The sequence below is a fragment of the Candidatus Glassbacteria bacterium genome, assembly GCA_019456185.1.
GTDB lineage: Bacteria > Gemmatimonadota > Glassbacteria > GWA2-58-10 > GWA2-58-10 > JAJRTS01.
The window spans coordinates 1-19,192 of sequence record VRUH01000066.1 but is presented as its reverse complement, the minus strand read 5'-3'; the positions used below and the strand labels follow the sequence as shown (position 1 = coordinate 19,192).

Below are 19,192 nucleotides of genomic sequence, written 5' to 3'. Positions count from 1 at the left end.
CGGTGGCCATCTCCCAGACCACGTCGCCGAGACACATCCGGTTGAACGCCATCGCCTCGGCCAGCTCCAGCGGACTGCGGTTGTAGCTGAACAGCGCGTTGCCGAACCTGCGGCCCAGCTTGTATGAGCGGATCTTGCTCACCAGCCGGCCCTCATCCTCGAAATAGCGGGCGTGGTCCGGGTCCTCGCTCCAGAAAATATCCGAGAAAGCCAGCAGGCGCGCATGGTCCATCCCGTTGGTGTAGGCGCTGTTCTCACCCCAGATCCCGTGGGGGTTGAACTCGACCGCGGCCCTGGGGCTGAGCGTGCGGATAAACTCGGAGAGCTCGCGGATAAACTCGGTCAGCACCTCCACCCGGAAGACGATCCACTCCTGGACCAGGGGGTCGCTCACCGGCTCCATCGGCCGGTTAGCCACCCGCGGGGGACGGATATGGCTCACCGTCTCGAACCCCAGCCGCTCGCGCCGCTGCTGTGGCGTGTACTTGTCCCGCAGGTACTCGCGGAAAAGCTGCTGGATCTGTTCCGTATAGCCGGCGTCGAGCGGGAACATCGTATAGAAATTATCGAAATGGATCAGGTCCAGGTCGTATTCCTCCAGCGCCAGCCGGACCGCTTGCTTGATCTGCTCCCGGTAGCCGGTGTGAGTGAAATCCGCCCGTTCGCGGAAATACTGGTCGGCATAGACTATCGGCTCGCCGCGATAGTCGAGCTGTTTCCACTCGCTGCTGCCCGGGACCTCAGCGTAGAGCGTCTCGCTGAACAGCGTGCTGCCGATATAGCCCCCGGCGTACATTCGGTTGGCGCGCAGGTTATCGACTATTTTGCGCGTGTACTCCAGGGCGTGCTGCTCGTGATCCAGGCCCAGGCCCTTGTAGAAATGGGTGATTACCATGTTGATCCCGGCCGAGCGCAGCTTGTCGATTGTGCTCTTGCTGTGCTGCCATTCCCAGTTCGTGCGCCAGTCGTGGGGCACCCGGCCGCGGCGGAGGTGGAAAGCCAGCGGTTCCCAGTTGCCGACAAAACAGATCCCGTCGCGCAGCCACCACTCCGGTTTCTGCTCGATCGGGCGCATGGCGGCAAGCCCTGACGGGAAAGTGCTTCCAGCCAGCAGCATTGCGAGGCAGGCCAGGTCCGCCAGTCTTTTTACGCTAAACATCCTCTTCCTCCCGCTGCCGTTGACTCACTGATCATTTGCCTCCGCCCCGTCCATCGCCCGGTTGGCCAGCTCGTCGGCCCGCCTGTTCTGCTCCCGCGGCACATGGACAGTGCGGAACGACTCGAACGATGAGATCAGTGCTTTCGCCTGGTCGAACAGGATCCTCAGCTCCGGGGATTTCACCTTGTACGCTCCCTCGAGCTGACGGACCAGCAACTGGCTGTCAGTCCGGTGCTCCAGCTTGCGCACTCCGCGCTGGAGCGCCAATCGGAGGCCGTCGAGCAGGGCCTCGTACTCGGCCTTGTTGTTGGTCGCCCGGCCGATGAATCTGGAAAAATCCTCCGACCAGCCGCTGTGTTCCTGGACCAGCAGCACGCCGGTCCCGGCCGGGCCCGGGTTGCCCCTGCTGCCGCCGTCGGTAAAGAGCCGCACCTCTGCGGCCGGGTCCAGTGCGCCGCCTGTTGGCTGTGCGACTCCGCCGGGGCCGGTGGAATCCTGGCGCGCCCAGCGGTAGCCATCATCCAGGGGAGGCATCATCTCCGCCAGGTAGCAGCGGACATTCAGCTTCAGGACCGGAAACAGGCCGTCTTTCTCCGTTTCCACCTCCGCCAGCTCCTGATGACGTGGCAAATCGCCGAGGGTCCGCACGCAAAATTGCTCGACCGCCGAGCGCCAGTCGGTCTCCGCCTCCAGCTCGATTTCCGGCGTACTTTTTTCCGGCCCCCGCTTAACCAGACGGCAGCCGCCCGCCAGGATTTCAGCACTTATCCGCACATCGAAACTCGCCAACTTATCCCCCATCTTTACTAAACCTGATCGAAGCCACCGCAAACAATTTACCGGCCATTCCGGGTGCGGGCAAGGCCGGAGAAAATTTCCGCCAATCCATCCTTGCCTGCTTTCCGGGCAGGTGTTACCTTGAAAGCGGCAGGCAGGCAACCGCGCAACTTATTATAGTTCGGTTAGTTAGAGTCCTGCCAACGGGTTAGCTGCCCGTATCCGTTGGAATAGCCGGAATTCGTGAAATCGGAGGGAAGGAGCGGGACATGGAAGGCTCCGGCAACGGTTTCCTGACAGCCGCTTTATCGGTTCTGTTGTCAGTTCTGCTGCTCCCGGCCGCCTGTGGTGAGCTGGACTGGAACAAGCCTCAGGCGTTCGGCCGCCAGAAAGAAATCCTGGTGATCTGCGACGACAACCTGTGGGAGCAGATCGAGCAGCCGCTGCGCAGACAGGTGGAACGCCAGCTGCACGCCGTGCGCAGGGAGCGGATATTCGAGATCGCCCAGGTGAGCGCGGAAAAAGTCCGGCACTACAAGGAATGGGACAAGATAATCCTGATCGAATCGCTGGAGAACGCCCGGCTGATCAGTTTCGTGGTGGCCGACAGCACGATGGCCAGGCTGCGGCAGGGCGAGGGCCTCTTTTTCAACCAGATCGACGTCTGGGCCGACGGCCAGCGGGTGGTCGGCCTGGCCGCTCCCGCCGACGAGGATATCCCGCGGCTGGTGGTGGCCCACGGCGAGAAGATTTTCAACGCGTTTATCCGTCAGGTGGAGGCCCAGGAGATGTCCCGCATGTACCACAGCGGCCGCGACACGCTGCTGGCCGATTCGCTGGCTGTCGCGCAGGGATTTTCTATCGAACTGCCCAACGTTTACGCGCAGATCAGGCAGGATTCGCTGGCGGAGAACGAACTCCTGTTTGTCCACATGAAGCCGGTACGCAGTGTTTTTATCACCTGGGAAGAGAACGCAGCCCAATTGGAAAAAAGCCAGCCGGCTCTGGCCGCCAACCGCAGCCGGCTGCTTGAATTTATCTATCCCTCGCAGGCAACCCTGGTCGAGCGGGTGGACACCTCGACCGTCGTGGCTAACGGGCTGGAGCGGCTGCGGGTCTACGGGGTCTGGGAAAACCGCGAGGAAATCAGCGGCGGGATTTATGTCTCCCATCTCATCGAAAGCCCGGAGCAGAAACGCCGCTATTATATCGACGGCCTGCTGTTCTGCCCGGATCTGCGCAGGAACAAATACCGCTATCTTTTCCAGCTGGATGAGATCCTGAATACGTTCCAGCTGCACCCGGACCACAAGGCGCCGGCCCAGGGCAGGCCGCGGAGTAAATGATGAACAAGCCGTTCGTCCACCTCCATAACCACTCGGACTACAGCCTGCTCGACGGGGCGGCCAAGACAAAAAACCTGGTCCATCAGGCTCTCCAGTTCGGCATGCCGGCCCTGGCGCTCACCGACCACGGCAACCTGTTCGGCGCAATCGAATTCTACACCACCGCTCGCGAGGCCGGGATCAAGCCGATTATCGGCATCGAGGCCTATATCACGCCGGCTAGCCGCCACGACCGCAAACCGCCCTCCCGGGGCAGCGTGGCCAACCATATCACTCTGCTGGCCGAAAACGAGACCGGTTACAAGAACCTGATCAAGCTGACCAGTGCGGCATACCTGGAGGGTTTCTACTACAAGCCCCGGATCGATTTCGAACTGCTGGAGAGCCTCCGCGAGGGCCTGATTGCGCTCTCGGGTTGCCCCAAGGGACTGATCGCCGATGCGATCTACCGCGACCAGCCGGACCGCGCACGCGAGATGGCCGGCCGGCTGACCGAGGTGTTCGGCAAAGGCAATTTTTACATGGAGATCATGGACCACGGCCTGGATATCGAGCGCAAGCAGATGCCCGAGCTGATCAAGCTCTCCCGCGAACTGGATATCCCGCTGGTGGCCACCAACGACACCCACTACCTCTGCCGCGACCACGCCGAGGCCCAGGACGCCATGGTCTGTATCCAGACCGGCAAGACTATCGAGGACGACAAGCGGCTCAAGTTCAGCACCAACGAGCTGTACCTCAAAAGCCCCGCTGAGATGTACGAGTTATTCGCCGACCACGAGGACGCCCTGCGGCGCACACTCGAAATTGCCGAGCGCTGCAACCTCGAGTTCAAGTTCGGCGACAACTACCTGCCCAATTTCCCCCTGCCCGCCGGTTACAGTGAAATGGACCTGCTGCGGGAAAAGGCGTTCGAAGGCGCCAAACTGCGGTTCCACAATGTGGACGAGCGGATCGAGAACCGGCTGGAAAAAGAACTGAAAATTATCGAGAACACCGGCTTCCCCGGCTATTTCCTGATTGTCGCCGACCTGGTCAACGCGGCCAAGGACATGGGTATCCCGGTGGGTCCGGGCCGCGGTTCGGCTGCCGGCAGCCTGGTCAGCTATTGCCTGCGGGTCACTAATATCGACCCCCTGCAATACAACCTCCTCTTCGAGCGGTTCCTCAATCCCGAGCGGGTGTCCATGCCCGATATCGATATCGATTTCTCCGACCGCGAGCGCGACCGGATTATCCGCTATATCCGCGAGAAGTACGGCGACGACAGCGTGTGCCAGATAATCACGTTCGGCACGATGGCCGCCCATGCGGTGGTGCGCGACGTGGGCCGGGTGATGGGGATGAGTTTCGATGAGGTCGACAGGATCGCCAAGATGATCCCCGAGGAGCTGAAAATCACCCTGGAGGACGCTCTCAGGCGCCGACCCGACCTGAAAAAGCTAGCCGACAACGACAAAAAAATCGGCAAGCTGATCGAGATCAGCCTGGTGCTGGAGGGCCTCTGCCGCCACGCCTCCACCCATGCGGCCGGGGTCGTGATCGCCCCGGGCAACCTCACCGACTACCTGCCCCTGTTCCGCTCGCCGCGCAAGGATGAGATCACCACCCAGTTCGACATGGGCGGGGTGGAGAAAATCGGCCTGCTCAAAATTGATATCCTGGGTCTGCGCACGCTGACCGTGATCCAGGACGCGCTGGAGATGATCGAACGGCACACGGGCGAGAAAATCGACCTGGACGCCATCCCCCTGGACGACAGGGATGCGCTCGAGGTGTTCGCCGGCGGCGAGACGGTCGGGATCTTCCAGTTCGAGTCCTCCGGCATGCGCGAGTACCTGCGTAAGCTTCGCCCCGAGACAATCGGCGATATCGTGGCGATGAACGCGCTCTACCGTCCGGGGCCAATGGAGATGATCGACGATTTTATCGACCGCAAGCACGGGCGGATCGAGGTCAGGTATCAGCACCCGATCCTCGAGCCGATCCTGAAGGAGACCTACGGGGTGATGGTCTACCAGGAGCAGGTGATGCAGATCGCCAGCGAGATGGGCGGGTTCAGCCTGGGCGGCGCCGACATGCTCCGCCGGGCGATGGGCAAGAAAAAAGCCGAAGTGATGGAGCAGCAGAAGGAAAAGTTTCTGGACGGCGCCCGGAAAAAAGGCATCGACTCCAAGGTTGCCGAAACGGTGTTCGACCAGATGGCCAAGTTCGCCGGCTACGGGTTCAACAAAAGCCACAGCGTGGGCTACGGGATCCTTGCCTACCAGACCGCCTGGCTCAAGGCCCATTACCCCCGCGAGTTCATGGCCGCCACGCTGACCAGCGTGATGACCAACTCCGACCGGGTGGCGATCTTCCTCGAGGAGTGCCGCCGGATGAAAATCCCGATCCTCCCGCCGGACGTCAACTCCAGCGGCGTCGGGTTCACGGTGGTGGACGAGGGTATCCGGTTCGGGCTGGCCGCGGTCAAGAATGTGGGCGTGGGCGCCGTGGAAGCTATCATCGAGGCCAGGGCCGAGGGCCCGTTCACCAGCCTGGGCGATTTCCTGGACCGGGTGGACAAAAAGGCCACCAACAAGCGCCTGGTGGAAAGCCTGATCCACGCCGGCGCCTGCCGTACCCTTCCCGGACAGCCGGAACAGCAACTGGCCGTGCTGGAGCCCACTCTCGAACTGGTGAGCAAGATGGAGGCCGAGCGGGCCAGCGGGCAGATGGGCCTGTTCGGGGTGGCCGAGGACGCCCTGCCCGCCGGTGACGAGCGGTTCCCCGAGCTGCCAGCCAGTTACGAGCAGTGGGGCCCGGGCGTGTACCTGGAATTTGAAAAGGAGTACCTGGGATTCTATATCTCCGGCCACCCGCTGGACCGCTACGCGGAGGAGCTTGATGCGTTCACCTCGGCCAGCAGCGCCGATTTCGAGGAGAGGCAGGCCGAGTGCGGCGGACAGCTTTTCCTGGGCGGACTGATCAGTACGCGCCGCATCTTTTTCGACCGCCGCGGCCGCGAAAGCTGCGTGATCACGCTGGAGGACCGGCTGGGCAGCGTGGACATTTTCGTGTTCAACGAGGTGTTCGCGCGGCACAGGGAGATCGTGGAGCCGGGGTCCAGCGTGCTGGTCAGCGGGAAATTCAGCAGGCGTGAGCGCGACGAGCGCGGGAAAGTGATCGCCGACTGGGTGATGAGCCTGGACCGCGTGCGCGACGACTCAGGCGTGGGAGTGGAGCTGAAAATCGAGGCGGAGCGGACCGGTGAGGCCGAACTGAAAAGCCTGCAGGAAATCCTGCTGCGCCACGGCGGCGACAACCCGGTGTTCCTGCGCGTGGTGGAGCCCAACGGCTCCTACCTGCTCAAGAGCCGCGAGCTGCGCGCCGCACCCACCGACGAGCTGCTGGCCGAACTGAGGAAACTGCTGGGCGAGCGCAAAGTGGCCCTGGGCTACCACCCCCGGCACGCCCGCCACGACCAGCCCAACGGCGGCGGCAACGGCTACGGCGTGCGCGGCCTGATGGCCACGGACAAGGCGAATGGCGGTAATGGGGGAGTGCGTCGTGGTTACGGGCAATAATTCTGCTGTGCTTAACATGCACAAAGAGCATCCTTCTGCGATGCTCTTTGTGTATTACCACGGGTTTCCGGTTATCAGAAATTCCTCACCAGCCTGATCCCACCGTCGGGGTAGCGGAGCCTGGGCAGGCTTTTGTTGCGGTGGAAGCCTCGCGCCAAGTCGTTCGATCCCTGCCACGAGCCGCCGCGCAGCACCCGCTCCAGTCCGGCGGAGGGCCCGGTGGGGTTGTTGGTGCCCGCCGTGTCGTAGGGTCCGAACCAGTCGGCGATCCACTCCATCACGTTACCCGCCATCCCGAACAGCCCGGTGGGGGTCTGGCCCTGCGGGAAAGCCGAGATCGACGAGGTGTACCTGTCGCCGTCGGACTCGTCGTAATAAGGACTGCGCAACTGGCCGTGGTTCGCGCGGTCGCCGAACCAGATATCGCCCCAGGGATAGATCCGCCCCTGGCTGCCTCGTGCCGCATACTCCCACTGCGCCTCGGTGGGCAGAGCTTTAGCGCGGAAGCGGGCGTACGCCTCGGCCTCGTACCAGCTCACCCCCACCACCGGCGAGTTGGGCCTGCTGCTGTACTGGTCGGCCTCCCACGGCACCGCGCCCGAGTCCGCCCAGTAGCGGGGACGCGGGTTCTGGGAATCGAACCCGTAATCGGTGCCGGTCAGCCGCCAGTTCCAGCCCTCATCAGACCAGTAGGCCTGGGTGTTGTACCCGCCCTGATCGACAAAATCCTGATACAGCTCGTTCGTGACCTCGAAGGCGTCCATGTAGAAGCTGCTCATGGTGACCTGCCGCACCGGACCCTCCTCGCCGGCGAAGCCCATCAGGAAACTCCCGCCCTGGATAAATTTCTCCCGGTCCTCGATCACGCCGCCTTCGGTTACGCCCACGCCCTTCACCTGGATCGTATCGGTGGAGCGCAACTGGTCGTTGGAGAACAGGACCAGGGTCCCGCTGACCTCGCCGGAAACCGTGGGCGCGAATCCGACAGTCACGGCCAGCTCGCTGCCCGGAGGCACCTGGAGTTGTGGAGGCGACACTGAAAATTCCTCGTGGCTCAGGCTGAAGCCGGATACCCGCAGAGTGTCCTTGCCGATATTGCCGATATTAAGCAGGGAGGTTCCTGTCAGCCCCTGCACCACCTGGCCCACATCGACCAGGCGGGTCGAGAGGGTCAGCAGCGCCGTGCCGGTAGCCGAGGTGTCTACCCCTCCGCCGAGCAGGGTCACTTTTACTGTCGGGTTGTCCGGGGCGCTGGAGGAGATCAGCAGGTCGGCGGCGAACAGGCCCACGGTGGTCGGTCTGAACTCCAGTGTAATCGTACCGCCCTGGTTTGCCGGGATCGTGTCCGGGCTGGAGGTGACCACGAAAATGGAGTTAGTGGTCCCGACCGAACGGATCGCCAGCCGGTTACCACCGTCGTTGCTCACGGTCACATTGGCCACGGCTACCGAACCCAGCGCCTGGGTGCCGAAATCGATTCGCGTATCGGTCAGCGAAATATCGCCTGTCACCGACTGGTACGACTTTCCCGCCACCGGAACAGTCAGCGAGGGACTGCCGACCACGTTGGTCTGCATGGTCAGCCGGCCGCTGAACGAACCTTCGGCCTGCGGAGAGAACCTTATCACCAGCGGGATGCTGTCTCCCGGAGGTACGGGAATCGAGTCGACCGCAACGCTGAAGGTCGAGTCCGGAAGCTGGAAAGCCCAGACCGACAGCGGCACGCTGTTCGGATTGACGATCCAGAGCTGTTGGATAGACTCCGCGCCAACGCCGATCGAGTCGAACCGGACCGTGTCCGGGCTGAGCCGGATGAACTCCGGAGGCACATCGACCACCGAGGCGCTGAGCGGCACGATTATATCCTCGCGCTCCTCGTCGCTGTGGAAAATGGTCATGCTGCCGCGGAACTGTCCGAGTGAGGAGGAACTGAACCTGACTGTAAACTCCCGGGACTCGCCGGGTGCGATTACGGTCCCGCCGGAAAACGCGGTAGAGAACGATGCTCCGGTATTGATTCGCAGGGCGGTGATCACCAGGCTGTCATCACCGGTATTAGACACCTTCAGCGGCAATGAGCTCAGGCTGTCGCGGAACACCTCGCCGAAATCGACCGCTTCCGGCTCGAGGACGATGCTCGACGGGAGGCTGGAGATGGCGGTCCCGGAAAGGAGTACCGAGACTTTTGGCGAGTTGACGGCATCTGTTGAAATCCTCAATTGTCCGCTGATGCTGCCGGTGTCGGTGGGGACGAATGTCACGCCCAGTTCGAGGCTGCGTCCGAAGGCCAGCGCATTGGCCGGCAGGTTGACCCTGAAGGCGAGGTGGCTGGAAAGGACCGAGTCGATATGGAGAATATCCGTGCCCGGATTGGTAATCGTCAGTTTCAGCGAGACGCTGGAGCCGACCCTGACCGCGGGGAATCCCAGTTGGCCGGGAGTGACCACAATCTGTGCGCTGCCCCCCGCGAGTCCCCGTCCGGTGACAGAGACCGTTTTCTGGGGAGACGCCGGATCGTCGCTGGAGATAGTGATCGTGGCCGAAACCAGGGGGGCCGCTGTCGGGGAGAAGATGATTTCCACATAAACCAGGCTGTCGCGGGGGACAACGACGGGGCTGTTCGCAATCTTAAAGACCGGATTCGAGGAAATGAGGGAGGTGACTGTCAGCTGTTTCTTGCCCAGGTTGGACAACCCGATCATCAGGGTGCGGGAATCGCCGATCTCGACCGCGCCGAAATCGACCTCCTCCTTGTCGATCAGCAGCCACGGTGTTTCGGGAATCATCGTGAAATCCTGGCCGATCACGCTGCTGCGTTCGAGTTCCAGCTCGAGATCGTCCGGCGAGAAATCGAACCCGCTGCGCACAGGCCGGACAGCATAGATCCCGGTGACCAGGTCGGTAAACTGGTAGTTGCCCAGGCTGTCCGTGGTCGCCGTGGCCTCGAAATCGCCAAACAGGCGCAGATCCACATTCGGGCCCGGCTGCCCGCCGATGAGAATCTGCCCGCTGATCGACAGGCCGGTCACCCCGGCGGATGTCGGCGGCTCGCGGTCGCAGGCTGCGGCCAGCAGGGAAAGGCAAAGCAATCCCACCGCTGCAGTATGGTTAAGATCTCTGGCAGACAATTTTTCGATCCGGATCGATTGTCCCCTGGCGATTATGCGCACTGAGCCCCCGTGTTTACAGCATTTTGCAGAATTTCGGTAAACCCAACTGGCTGGGGCTTATTTCCAGTGGGCATCTATATACTATATATATTCGGTGAAAAACGGAAATTCTTAAGCTTTTGGCTCTGCGGTAACGCTGGTTTTCGGGCCGGTTTCAGTCAGAAAACAAACAGGCCGCACGGAGGCAATTATCCGTGCGGCCGTCAACTCTGTCTTAATTCTAATCCGAAACGCCTCAGATGTCCAGATTCGTCACATAGCGGGCGTTGTGCTCGATAAACTCGCGCCGTCTCTCCACGTCATCGCCCATCAGGTCCGTAAACAGCCGGTCCGCCTCGATTGCCTCGTCCATGCGAACCTGGAGGATCGTACGGGTTGCGGGGTCCATCGTCGTTTTCCACAACTGATCGGGGTTCATCTCGCCCAGGCCCTTGTACCGCTGGATATTGCATTTGGCGTTCTTGCCGCCCATGCGCTTGATATATTCCGCGCGCTCGCGGTCGCTGTAGGCGTAGTGCTCCTGCTTGCCCTTGCTGATCCGGTAAAGCGGAGGCTGGGCGATATAGATCATCCCGCGGTCAATCAGCTCTTTCATGTAGCGGAAAAAGAAAGTGAGCAGCAGAATTCTGATATGCGCCCCGTCCACGTCGGCGTCGGTCATAATGATGATTTTATGGTAGCGGGCGTTTTCGATATTGAAATCCTCCTCGCCGATACCCGTGCCGATCGCGGTGATCATCGTGCGGATTTCCTCATTGGAGAGGATCTTGCTCAGTCTGGCTTTCTCCACGTTGAGGATTTTGCCGCGCAGGGGAAGAATCGCCTGGTTGCGTCGGTCCCGGCCCATCTTGGCGCTGCCGCCGGCCGAGTCGCCCTCGACCAGGTATACCTCGCAGTGCTCCGGGTCTGTCAGCGAGCAGTCGGCCAGCTTGCCCGGCAGCCCCGCCCCGTCCAGCGCGTTCTTGCGCCTGGTGAGATCGCGGGCCTTCCGGGCGGCCTCGCGTGCGTGGGCGGCGGAGACTGTCTTCTCGATAATCTTCCGTGAAATCGACGGGTTCTCTTCGAGGAAAATCGCGAGCTGCTCGTTGACCGCCGTCTCGACCACGCCCCTGATCTCGGTGTTGCCCAGCTTGGTCTTGGTCTGGCCCTCGAACTGCGGGTCGAACATCTTGAGACTGATCACCGTGACCAGGCCCTCGCGGACATCATCGCCGGTAAGCGTGAACTCGGCCTTTTTGAGCAGGTTGTTTTTCTTGGCGTAGTCGTTAAGCGTCCTGGTCAGCGCCGCCTTGAACCCCGAGAGATGGCTGCCGCCCTCGTGGGTGTTGATATTGTTGACGTAGCTGAAAATCGTCTCCTGGTAGTAGTCGCCGTACAGCATGGCGATTTCCACCTGGGTCGAGCCGATTTCCTTGGAGAGGTAGATCGGTTCGTGGATCGGTTTGCGGTTTTCGCTCAGGTACTCGACAAAGCTCTTGATCCCGCCGGAATACTGGTAAACCTGTGTTTGACACTCGCCGTTGCGGCTGTCGGTGAACGTTATCTTGATCCCGGCATTCAGGTAGGCCAGCTCGCGGAACCGGCTGGCCAGACCATCGTAGTCGTAAAGGTTGTCGTCAAAAATTTGATCGTCGGGCAGGAATGTTACTTTCGTGCCGGACTTTTCACTCTTGCCGATCTCCTTGAGGTCGGTGGCCTTGATCCCCCTCTCGTAGCGCTGGTGGTAGACCTTGCCGTTGCGCGACACCTCTACCTCCAGCCATTCGCTGAGCGCGTTGACCACCGAGACGCCCACACCGTGAAGGCCGCCCGAGACTTTGTAGGAGTCCCTGTCGAACTTGCCGCCCGCATGCAGGAACGTCATCGCCACCTCCACTCCGGGCATCTTTTCGGTCGGGTGGATATCCACCGGGATCCCCCGGCCGTCGTCGGTAACGCAGATTTCGCTGCCCTGACTGATCTCTATTTCGATATTGGTGCAATAGCCGGCCAGGGCCTCGTCTATCGAGTTGTCCACCACCTCGTAGACCAGGTGATGCAGGCCTCGCTGGCCCGTGGAGCCGATATACATTCCCGGACGTTTGCGAACCGCTTCCAGACCCTTGAGAACCTGAATACTTTTCGCCCCGTATTTGTCAGCAGCTTCCTTAACCATCTATCCAGTCCCTCACGGTAAAGACCATGTCCACCACCAGCCGCTCGCCGAGCAGCCTGTTCATCTTCGAAATTATCATCCGCCGCGACAGCAGCAGTTCCTGCTTCCAGACAGGGCTTCGCACTTCGACAAAAAGCTTTCCCGAACGCAGGCTGACTGCCCGGCTGTGCCCGGCCAGCCTTTTACCGGCGGCCTGTTCCCATCTGGTGATTGCGGCGATCGATTCCGGAGGAGGAGGCTTGCCTCCGGTGGCCTCTTCCAGCACCCTGCCGATCAGGCCATCGATTCTCTCCGGCTGCTGCTTTCCGCGGCCAGCCAAGACGAGCCTCCGCCAGTGCGTAAAATTTCAGTCAAAACCCCGTCCCGCACAGCGCCTACATCGGTTCCACCACACCACACCGCACCCGCAGAGGCGCCAGATGTCCCAGACTGTCGAAAACCGCCTCCATCCGCGGTGCGGTAATAAAACTCTGGTGCCGCTCGACCAGCTCGGCCAGCAGACGGAGGCTGCGGTCAGGGTCGAGCTCACTGAAGATATCGTCCAGCAGCAACACCGGCCGCACTCCGCGCCTGCTCTGAAACAACTCTACTTCCGCCATCTTGAGGCAGATCACCGCCGTGCGCTGCTGGCCCTGTGAACCGAAACTGCGCAGGGGCTTACCGTTCAGGCCGAACGACAGGTCATCTGTCTGGGGTCCGATCAGCGTGTTGCCCCGTTCACGCTCCTGCGGCCGTTTCTCCTCCAGCCGGGTCTCGAACACCGAGCTCAGCGCCTCCTGGTCCGGAGCTTCCCGGCCGCTGTAACCCGAAGCCTTCAGCAGGTCGCTTTCATATTCGAGCGCGGAGTTCTCGCCGCCGCTCAGGGATTCGAACAGGCGGCCGTAAACCGGGCCAAGCTGCCCCACGAATTCCAGCCGGTCCGCGACCAGACGGGATCCGTAAACGGCCATCTCCACTTCCCAAGGACGGATCACGCTCCCGTCTACAGCGTGTTTCTTGAGCAGGACATTGCGCGAGGACAGTGCGCGACGGTAGCGCTTGAGCCGGTCAATATATCCCGGGAGATAGAGCGAAAGCACGATATCCAGGTACCTTCTCCGCCGCGACGGTCCATCCTGGACAATCGCGATATCGTCCGGGCTGATCACGACACTCTTGAACTCGCCGAACGCTTCGCTGACCTTTTTCTTCTCCACGCCCGAAAGAACGACCTTCTTCCGCCGCCCATCGTATCCCACCACCAGGTTTTCCCGCTGGTCCTGGTCGTCGAGCCAGTGTCCCCGGACACTGAAATGCCCGCTGCCGAAACTGATACAATCCCCGTCCTGGCTGCTGCGGTACGAACGCAGCAGCGTGAGGTAATAGATCGCCTCAAGCAGGTTGGTCTTGCCGTGGCCGTTGTCGCCGACCAGCAGGTGTCCGCGGCCGGCAAACTCCAGGGAGGTGTTGGCCAGGTTGCGGAAATTATCCAGTTTCAGGCGCTCGATAATCAAGTTTCACCCATGACGAGCGCTAATTGAAGATTCCAGTGAAAATAAGTCCTAAGCCCTTGAAAGTCAAGGAAATTGGGCTTTTGCAATGCATTATAATTAATTATACGTTCCGGGCGCAGGACGGCGCCTCCATACATTTTGTACGGTTTTCACAAGTGCCTGCTATTCAGTGACTTTCAACGGCATTATTACGTTGAGATAACGCTGGTTTTCACTTTCGTTGGCCGGTACCGCCAGAATGCCACTTTCGCCGGTCTGCATGCAGATTTTCACCTGGTCGCTCTCATTGTACTTCAGCATGTCGATCAGGTAACTGCCGTTGAAATATATTTCGAGAGATTCACCCTGGTAATCGGCGTCGATTGTCTCTTCGCCCTCGCCCAGGTCCTCTGTTTTAACCGACAGGTTGATGCTGTTCTCGCTGAACTTGAGCTTGACCCTGTGGGTAACCGTGTTAGCCAGGATCAGCATCCTGCGCAGCGCCTCGTTCATCTTTTCGGCATCGACAATGGCGATCTCATTATTGTGGTAAGGTATCACCTGCTCGTAATTGGGATAATTCCCCTCGAACAGGCGGCTGAAAATGATAGTTTCCTTTTCCCTGATCCCCAGGTGATTTTCATCGATCACCACTTCCACCTCGCCGTCCTCGCTGCAGAGTTTCTCGACCATTTCCAGGGCCTTGGGAGGAACGACCACATTCTGCGCTTTCTCAACTTTCAACTCAGCGCTGACAGTCATCTTGGCCAGGCGGTGCCCGTTGGTACTGACCATCGCGGTTTCGTCGGGACGGATCTCCCAAAGCAGACCCTTGAGGATCTGGCGTTCCTCATCACGGCCGGTGGCGTAGCTGGTGGCGTTGACCAGTTTACGCAGCAGCCGGTTTTCGACCTTGAACGCTCCTTCGAAACTCTTGGTGGGGAAAACCGGGAAATCGCTCATGGGCAGGCTGGACAGGATAAAACTGCTTTTAGCGCAGACTATTTTTACTTTCTCGTCCACCTGCTCGATACTGACCGGGCTGTCGGGCAGTTCACGGAGGATTTCTCCCAGTTTCTTGGCCGGGATCGTGACCGCTCCCGGCTTCTCGACCGTGGCCTTGATACTGTGGCTGAGCGAGATATCCAGATCGGTGGCGATCATTTTCAAGCTGCCGCCGTCGCCCTGGACAGCCTCAAGCAGGATATTGTAAAGCACGGGCATGGTACTTTTAGTCGGCACTATCGGGCTGAGAGCCGAAACCGCATGAAGCAGGTTGTTTTTAACAACGCTGATTTTCATCCTGTTAACCTCCCGGAAAATTCAATCCCTTTGAATCCTGATTTTGTTCAACGGTTTCATCTATGTAATATATGTATGTATATCTTAAAAAGACACTATTATTATTAGACCCTGTGTATGCTGTGGATAACTCTGTAAGAGATTTATCAGGTTAAGGATAGGGCGGCAGGATGCTCGGAACAACCTGTGGAGAAACTGAGTTCGGGGCAGGAATAAGTTGCCGGAAATTTTCTAAGCCTGTGGACAAGTGAGAATATAGAGATACCGGCCATGTCAGTTTCCACAGGTTTTCCACAGGTTGTTCAGTTATCAAGGGCGATGTTCCTGTTACGGAGTTTATCCATCAGGCCGTAAACCCTTTCCTTGAACTGGCTGTCTGCCCCGCAGATCTTTTCCACCTTGCGCACGGCGTGCATTACGGTCGTATGGTCCTTGCGGTGGAAGCTCTCGGCGATCTCCGGCAGAGAAAGCTTGGTGAGTTTGTTGCAGATATACATCGCGGTCTGCCGCGGTTCCACGAAACTCTTTTTCCGCCGGGCGGAGAGAATCTCCGCGGTCGACATCCCGTAGTCGTCGGCCACCAGGCTGATCACATCGCTGGCGTTGAGATGTCTCTTGCCGCTCTCGAAGATATTTTCCAGGGCCCTGCGGGCCAGCTCCAGATCGATCTTCGTCCGCTGAGTGCTGGAGTAATGCTTGATACTGTTCAGCGAGCATTCCAGCAGACGGACGTTGCCGGTGATACTCTCGGCGATATACTCGAGGACGTTTTCGGGAATCAGCAGGTTCTCGCCGGCGCTTTTTTTCTTGAGAATCGCAACCCGGGTTTCGTATTCCGGCGCCTGGATATCGGTTACCAGACCCCACAGGAACCGGCTGCGCAGGCGCTCCTCGAGGTGCTGGATCTCGCGCGGGGGACGGTCGGAGGTGAGCACGATCTGCTTCTGGTTCTCGTAGAGCGTGTTGAACGTGTGAAAAAACTCTTCCTGGGTACCCTCTTTCTTGGACAGGAACTCGACATCATCGATCAGCAGAATATCCATCTGGCGGTAGCGGTTGCGGAAAGCCATCGTGCTGCCGCCGGCGATTGAGCTGACCAGCTCGTTGAGAAACTCCTCGGCCGAGATATAGCAGACTTTGCGCGGGTCAATCCGGTTGGACTCAATCAGACTGTGCCCGATCGCCTGCATCAGGTGGGTCTTGCCCAGGCCCACGCCGCCGTGGATGAACAGCGGGTTGTAGCGGGTAGCCGGGGCCTCGGCCACGCTGAGCGCGGCTGCGTGGGCGAACTGGTTGTTGCGGCCGACCACGAAATTTTCGAAACAGTAACGAGGGTTGAGCGCAACCGTGCCGGGGGAGCCGTTGCCGCGGGATAGCCGTGCGGAGGATTTGGCCGAACGGGACTTTTCACCGTCACCGCCGTTGCCGCCGAGTTCGCTGGCGACAGTCTGCCAGAGGTCCATCTGCTCCTGGCCGTTTCCGTCGTCGGTGAACACGAACTCGATCCGGAAGGGCTGCTCGAAAGCGTTGGCCGCCACCTGGTTCAGGATTGTCTGGTAGTTCTGCTCGACATAGTAGACCGTGAACTTGTTTTTCAGCTCCACGGTCAGGCCGTCGCCGTGGACCGATACCGCCCGGCTGGGCGAGAGCCAGGTGGCGATAGTCTGCTTGTTCAGCCGCCCCACGCACTCGGTTTTGATCCTGGTCCAGATCTCTTCGGCAGTCAATTCTTGCGGCAACAGGACTACTCCCCTCGATCGGAAATTGCGACACTAATTGCGACACTCTTGGCGGGGTTCTCTACCTCGGTGCGGAAAGCGGCCATCAGGCGGCGGGTGACCGGCCCCGGCCGGCCATCGGCGATCCGGCGCTTATCGACCTCCACAATCGGGGCCACCTCGGCTCCGCTGCCGGTCAGGAATACCTCATCGGCATTGTGCACCGCTTCCGGCCCGAAATTTTCCTCCGTGGCCGGTATCTTCAATCGCTTGCACAAGCTTAAAATCGTGTTGCGGGTCACTCCCACCAGGATATTCTCTTCGGGCGGGGTTATCACCAGGCCGTCCTTGACGATAAAGATATTATCGGCGCTGCATTCGCAGACCACGCCCTCGGTGGTGAGCATGATCACCTCGGGCACCTCGGCGGCGTTGGCCTCGATTACGGCCATGATGTTGTTGATGTAGTTACAGGTTTTGACATTGGGGTCGACACAGTTCTTGGGCGTGCGGCGCACACGGGCGGTGATCACCGACAGGCCTTTCTCGTAGAACTCCTTGGGGTAGAGCTGCAACTCGCGGGCGATGATGAACACCGTGGCGCGGTTCACCTTGCGGGTGTTGATCCCCAGGTCCAGCCGTCGCCCGCGGGTGACCACCAGGCGGATATAGCCCGTGCCTCGGATCTCGTTGCGGTGGCCCAGCTCGCAGAGGGTCGCGGCCATCTCTTTCTTTGTGCAGGGCATTTTTATCTGCAAGCTGGACGCGGAGTTCCAGAGCCTGTCCAGGTGCTCGTGCAGCTTGAAAATCCGGCCGTTGTAGATCCGGATTCCCTCGAAGGTACCGTCGCCGTAGAGGGAGTTGCTGTCGATCAGAAAGGCTGCTGGGATTGTGCCGTTGTCGAGGTCGATAAAGTTGTCGGGGAGGTCGTAGTCGCCGCTGAAATAGACGAATTCCTTGGACATCTGCGCTCCTTACCCCGTATAGTCGACCGTTGGATACCGAGCAGCCGGAAATTGCCGGCGGGCGGGTATTCAATAGCTGCGAGTCGGGACGATCGGGGGATGTCGGCGGGGAAAACGCACGTGGCCCGCGTGCTGCTGAGCGTCCACGCAAAACCCCCTTTCAACCCGGACTGGAAATCTAAGTTAACGGTCGGGATTCGAGGTTGTCAAGGGCTTCCATGCACTTTTTCGTTTTGTAATTTGTTGGCCGGCAGGCGGTTATAATTTTCCTATATGTGGTATAGTTTCGCGGAGGGTACTACATTTAGTGGTCGGTGAGCTAACTTGTAACGAACAGATAAGTTGGGGAAGTTGTCAAAAAAAAGAAAAGCGGGCATGGGGGATTAGAGATATTTCTCCGTGGCAAATGCACATAAGATGGATAAAAAAGTCAATAAGCCTAGAGAATGAAATATTAGTGTGAGAATAATTATTGGGCTTGAAAAATGGTGAATATTAGGATAATATAAAATAACAAGGTTCAAATAATTAGGAGGTAACTATGTAAAATCTTATTCTCTTTGTTTATATACTCTAATATTATACGATGAAAAGAGGTTAAGAAAATGGCTATTTCAATAAGCTTCATAAACATGAAGGGCGGTGTGGGGAAAACAACATTGGCGATACAAGTAGCACACGCGGCGGATCGGGCCGATTATAAGACATTGGCTGTTGATCTTGATCCCCAAGCAAACCTTAGCCAAGCATTGCTGACGCCAGAAAAATATATAAGACACAGAGCTGGTCTGGAAAAACTGTACAGTTGCTTAAGTGGTGAAGCTGCTCTAAACTGAGGCATTCGGAAAGGAGCGGCGGAGATGACAAAGCGACCGAGAAGGAACCACGCGGCGGGATTCAAGGCGAAGGTGGCGTTGGAGGCGATCAAGGGGGAGCAGACGCTGTTGGAACTGGCGGAGCGCTTCCAGGTACACCCGAACCAGATAACGGATTGGAAGAAACAGCTTCTGGAGCGAGCGGACGAGGTATTTGCAAGAGACAGGAAGCCCGACGCCGCCGGGGAGGTCAAGGATCTCCACGCGAAGATCGGGCAGTTGGCGATGGAGAATGATTTTTTAGCCAGCGCGCTCGGACGTGTGGGCGGGTCGAGCGCAAAGAAATGATAGACCGTGCACATCAGTTGCCCCTGACCCGCCAGAGCAGCATACTTGAGCTTTCCCGCTCGAGCCTGTACTACGAGGCTGTCCCTGTCAGCGACCGCGATCTTGAGATGATGCGGTTAATTGATGAGTTGCACATGAAGTACCCGTTCTGGGGCAGCAGGAGCCTCCGAGACGAGCTTCGTGGCCGGGGATACAGCAATGTTGGCCGAGGACACGTCAGCGCCCTGATGAAGAGGATGGGCATCCAGGCACTGTACAAAAAGCCTCGCCTGTCAAATCCGCACCTGGAGCACAAGATTTACCCGTACTTGCTCCGGGGTCTGGAGATAACGAGAGCCAACCACGTCTGGGCAACCGATATAACCTACCTGCCCGTGGCGAAGGGGTTTTGTTACCTCG

At 59.3% G+C, this 19,192-nt stretch carries 14 protein-coding genes; 5 read left to right on the top strand and 9 right to left on the bottom strand.

Translation table 11 applies throughout. From position 1 onward, the window contains the following. A partial coding sequence (locus FVQ81_16260; protein ID MBW7998086.1) for a family 10 glycosylhydrolase occupies nt 1-1,159 on the bottom strand: 1,159 nt, incomplete at its 3' end. Nucleotides 1,160-1,183: 24 nt separating this feature from the next. Next, the gene (locus tag FVQ81_16255; protein ID MBW7998085.1) at nt 1,184-1,693 is read right to left on the bottom strand and encodes a ribonuclease HI family protein; all 510 of its coding nucleotides are present in this window, start codon (nt 1,691-1,693) and stop codon (nt 1,184-1,186) included. A gap of 512 nt (nt 1,694-2,205) precedes the next feature. Between FVQ81_16255 and FVQ81_16250 the strand changes: the two genes are divergently transcribed. Next, nucleotides 2,206-3,282 (top strand): DUF4837 family protein, encoded by a 1,077-nt coding sequence (locus FVQ81_16250; protein ID MBW7998084.1) that lies wholly within the window; start codon nt 2,206-2,208, stop codon nt 3,280-3,282. Further along, nucleotides 3,282-6,848 (top strand): DNA polymerase III subunit alpha, encoded by a 3,567-nt coding sequence (gene dnaE / locus FVQ81_16245; GenBank protein MBW7998083.1) that lies wholly within the window; start codon nt 3,282-3,284, stop codon nt 6,846-6,848. The genes FVQ81_16250 and dnaE overlap by 1 nt, the downstream gene beginning before the upstream one ends. Before the next feature lie 74 nt (nt 6,849-6,922). Here the strand turns inward: dnaE and FVQ81_16240 are convergent, their stop codons facing one another. From FVQ81_16240 to ilvE, 7 genes are all read right to left on the bottom strand, one after another. Next, entirely contained in the window at nt 6,923-9,976 is a 3,054-nt protein-coding gene (locus FVQ81_16240; protein MBW7998082.1) for a choice-of-anchor D domain-containing protein, read from the bottom strand. A gap of 277 nt (nt 9,977-10,253) precedes the next feature. After that, nucleotides 10,254-12,173: a DNA topoisomerase (ATP-hydrolyzing) subunit B gene (gene gyrB, locus FVQ81_16235; protein ID MBW7998081.1), complete on the bottom strand. Its 1,920-nt coding sequence runs from the start codon at nt 12,171-12,173 to the stop codon at nt 10,254-10,256. Further along, nucleotides 12,166-12,492, bottom strand: coding sequence for a DUF721 domain-containing protein (locus tag FVQ81_16230; protein ID MBW7998080.1), 327 nt, complete (start codon nt 12,490-12,492; stop codon nt 12,166-12,168). Before FVQ81_16230 ends, gyrB begins: the two co-directional genes overlap by 8 nt. 55 nt (nt 12,493-12,547) lie before the next feature. Further along, a complete protein-coding gene (locus FVQ81_16225) occupies nt 12,548-13,666 on the bottom strand; it encodes a DNA replication/repair protein RecF (protein ID MBW7998079.1) in 1,119 nt (372 codons plus the stop codon). A gap of 162 nt (nt 13,667-13,828) precedes the next feature. Further along, nucleotides 13,829-14,947, bottom strand: a complete 1,119-nt coding sequence (dnaN, locus tag FVQ81_16220) for a DNA polymerase III subunit beta (protein ID MBW7998078.1) — start codon at nt 14,945-14,947, stop codon at nt 13,829-13,831. Nucleotides 14,948-15,249: 302 nt separating this feature from the next. Then, nucleotides 15,250-16,689, bottom strand: a complete 1,440-nt coding sequence (gene dnaA / locus FVQ81_16215) for a chromosomal replication initiator protein DnaA (GenBank protein MBW7998077.1) — start codon at nt 16,687-16,689, stop codon at nt 15,250-15,252. Nucleotides 16,690-16,691: 2 nt separating this feature from the next. Further along, entirely contained in the window at nt 16,692-17,630 is a 939-nt protein-coding gene (gene ilvE / locus FVQ81_16210; protein ID MBW7998076.1) for a branched-chain-amino-acid transaminase, read from the bottom strand. A gap of 605 nt (nt 17,631-18,235) precedes the next feature. Between ilvE and FVQ81_16205 the strand changes: the two genes are divergently transcribed. The 3 genes from FVQ81_16205 to FVQ81_16195 all read left to right on the top strand — a co-directional run. Further along, entirely contained in the window at nt 18,236-18,466 is a 231-nt protein-coding gene (locus tag FVQ81_16205; GenBank protein MBW7998075.1) for a ParA family protein, read from the top strand. Nucleotides 18,467-18,490: 24 nt separating this feature from the next. After that, nucleotides 18,491-18,793 carry a transposase gene (locus FVQ81_16200; GenBank protein MBW7998074.1) on the top strand — a complete coding sequence of 101 codons (303 nt, stop codon included), beginning with the start codon at nt 18,491-18,493 and terminating at the stop codon, nt 18,791-18,793. Beyond that, nucleotides 18,790-19,192, top strand: a 403-nt coding sequence (locus tag FVQ81_16195) for an IS3 family transposase (GenBank protein ID MBW7998073.1), incomplete at its 3' end; no start/stop codon positions are given. The genes FVQ81_16200 and FVQ81_16195, both read left to right, overlap by 4 nt.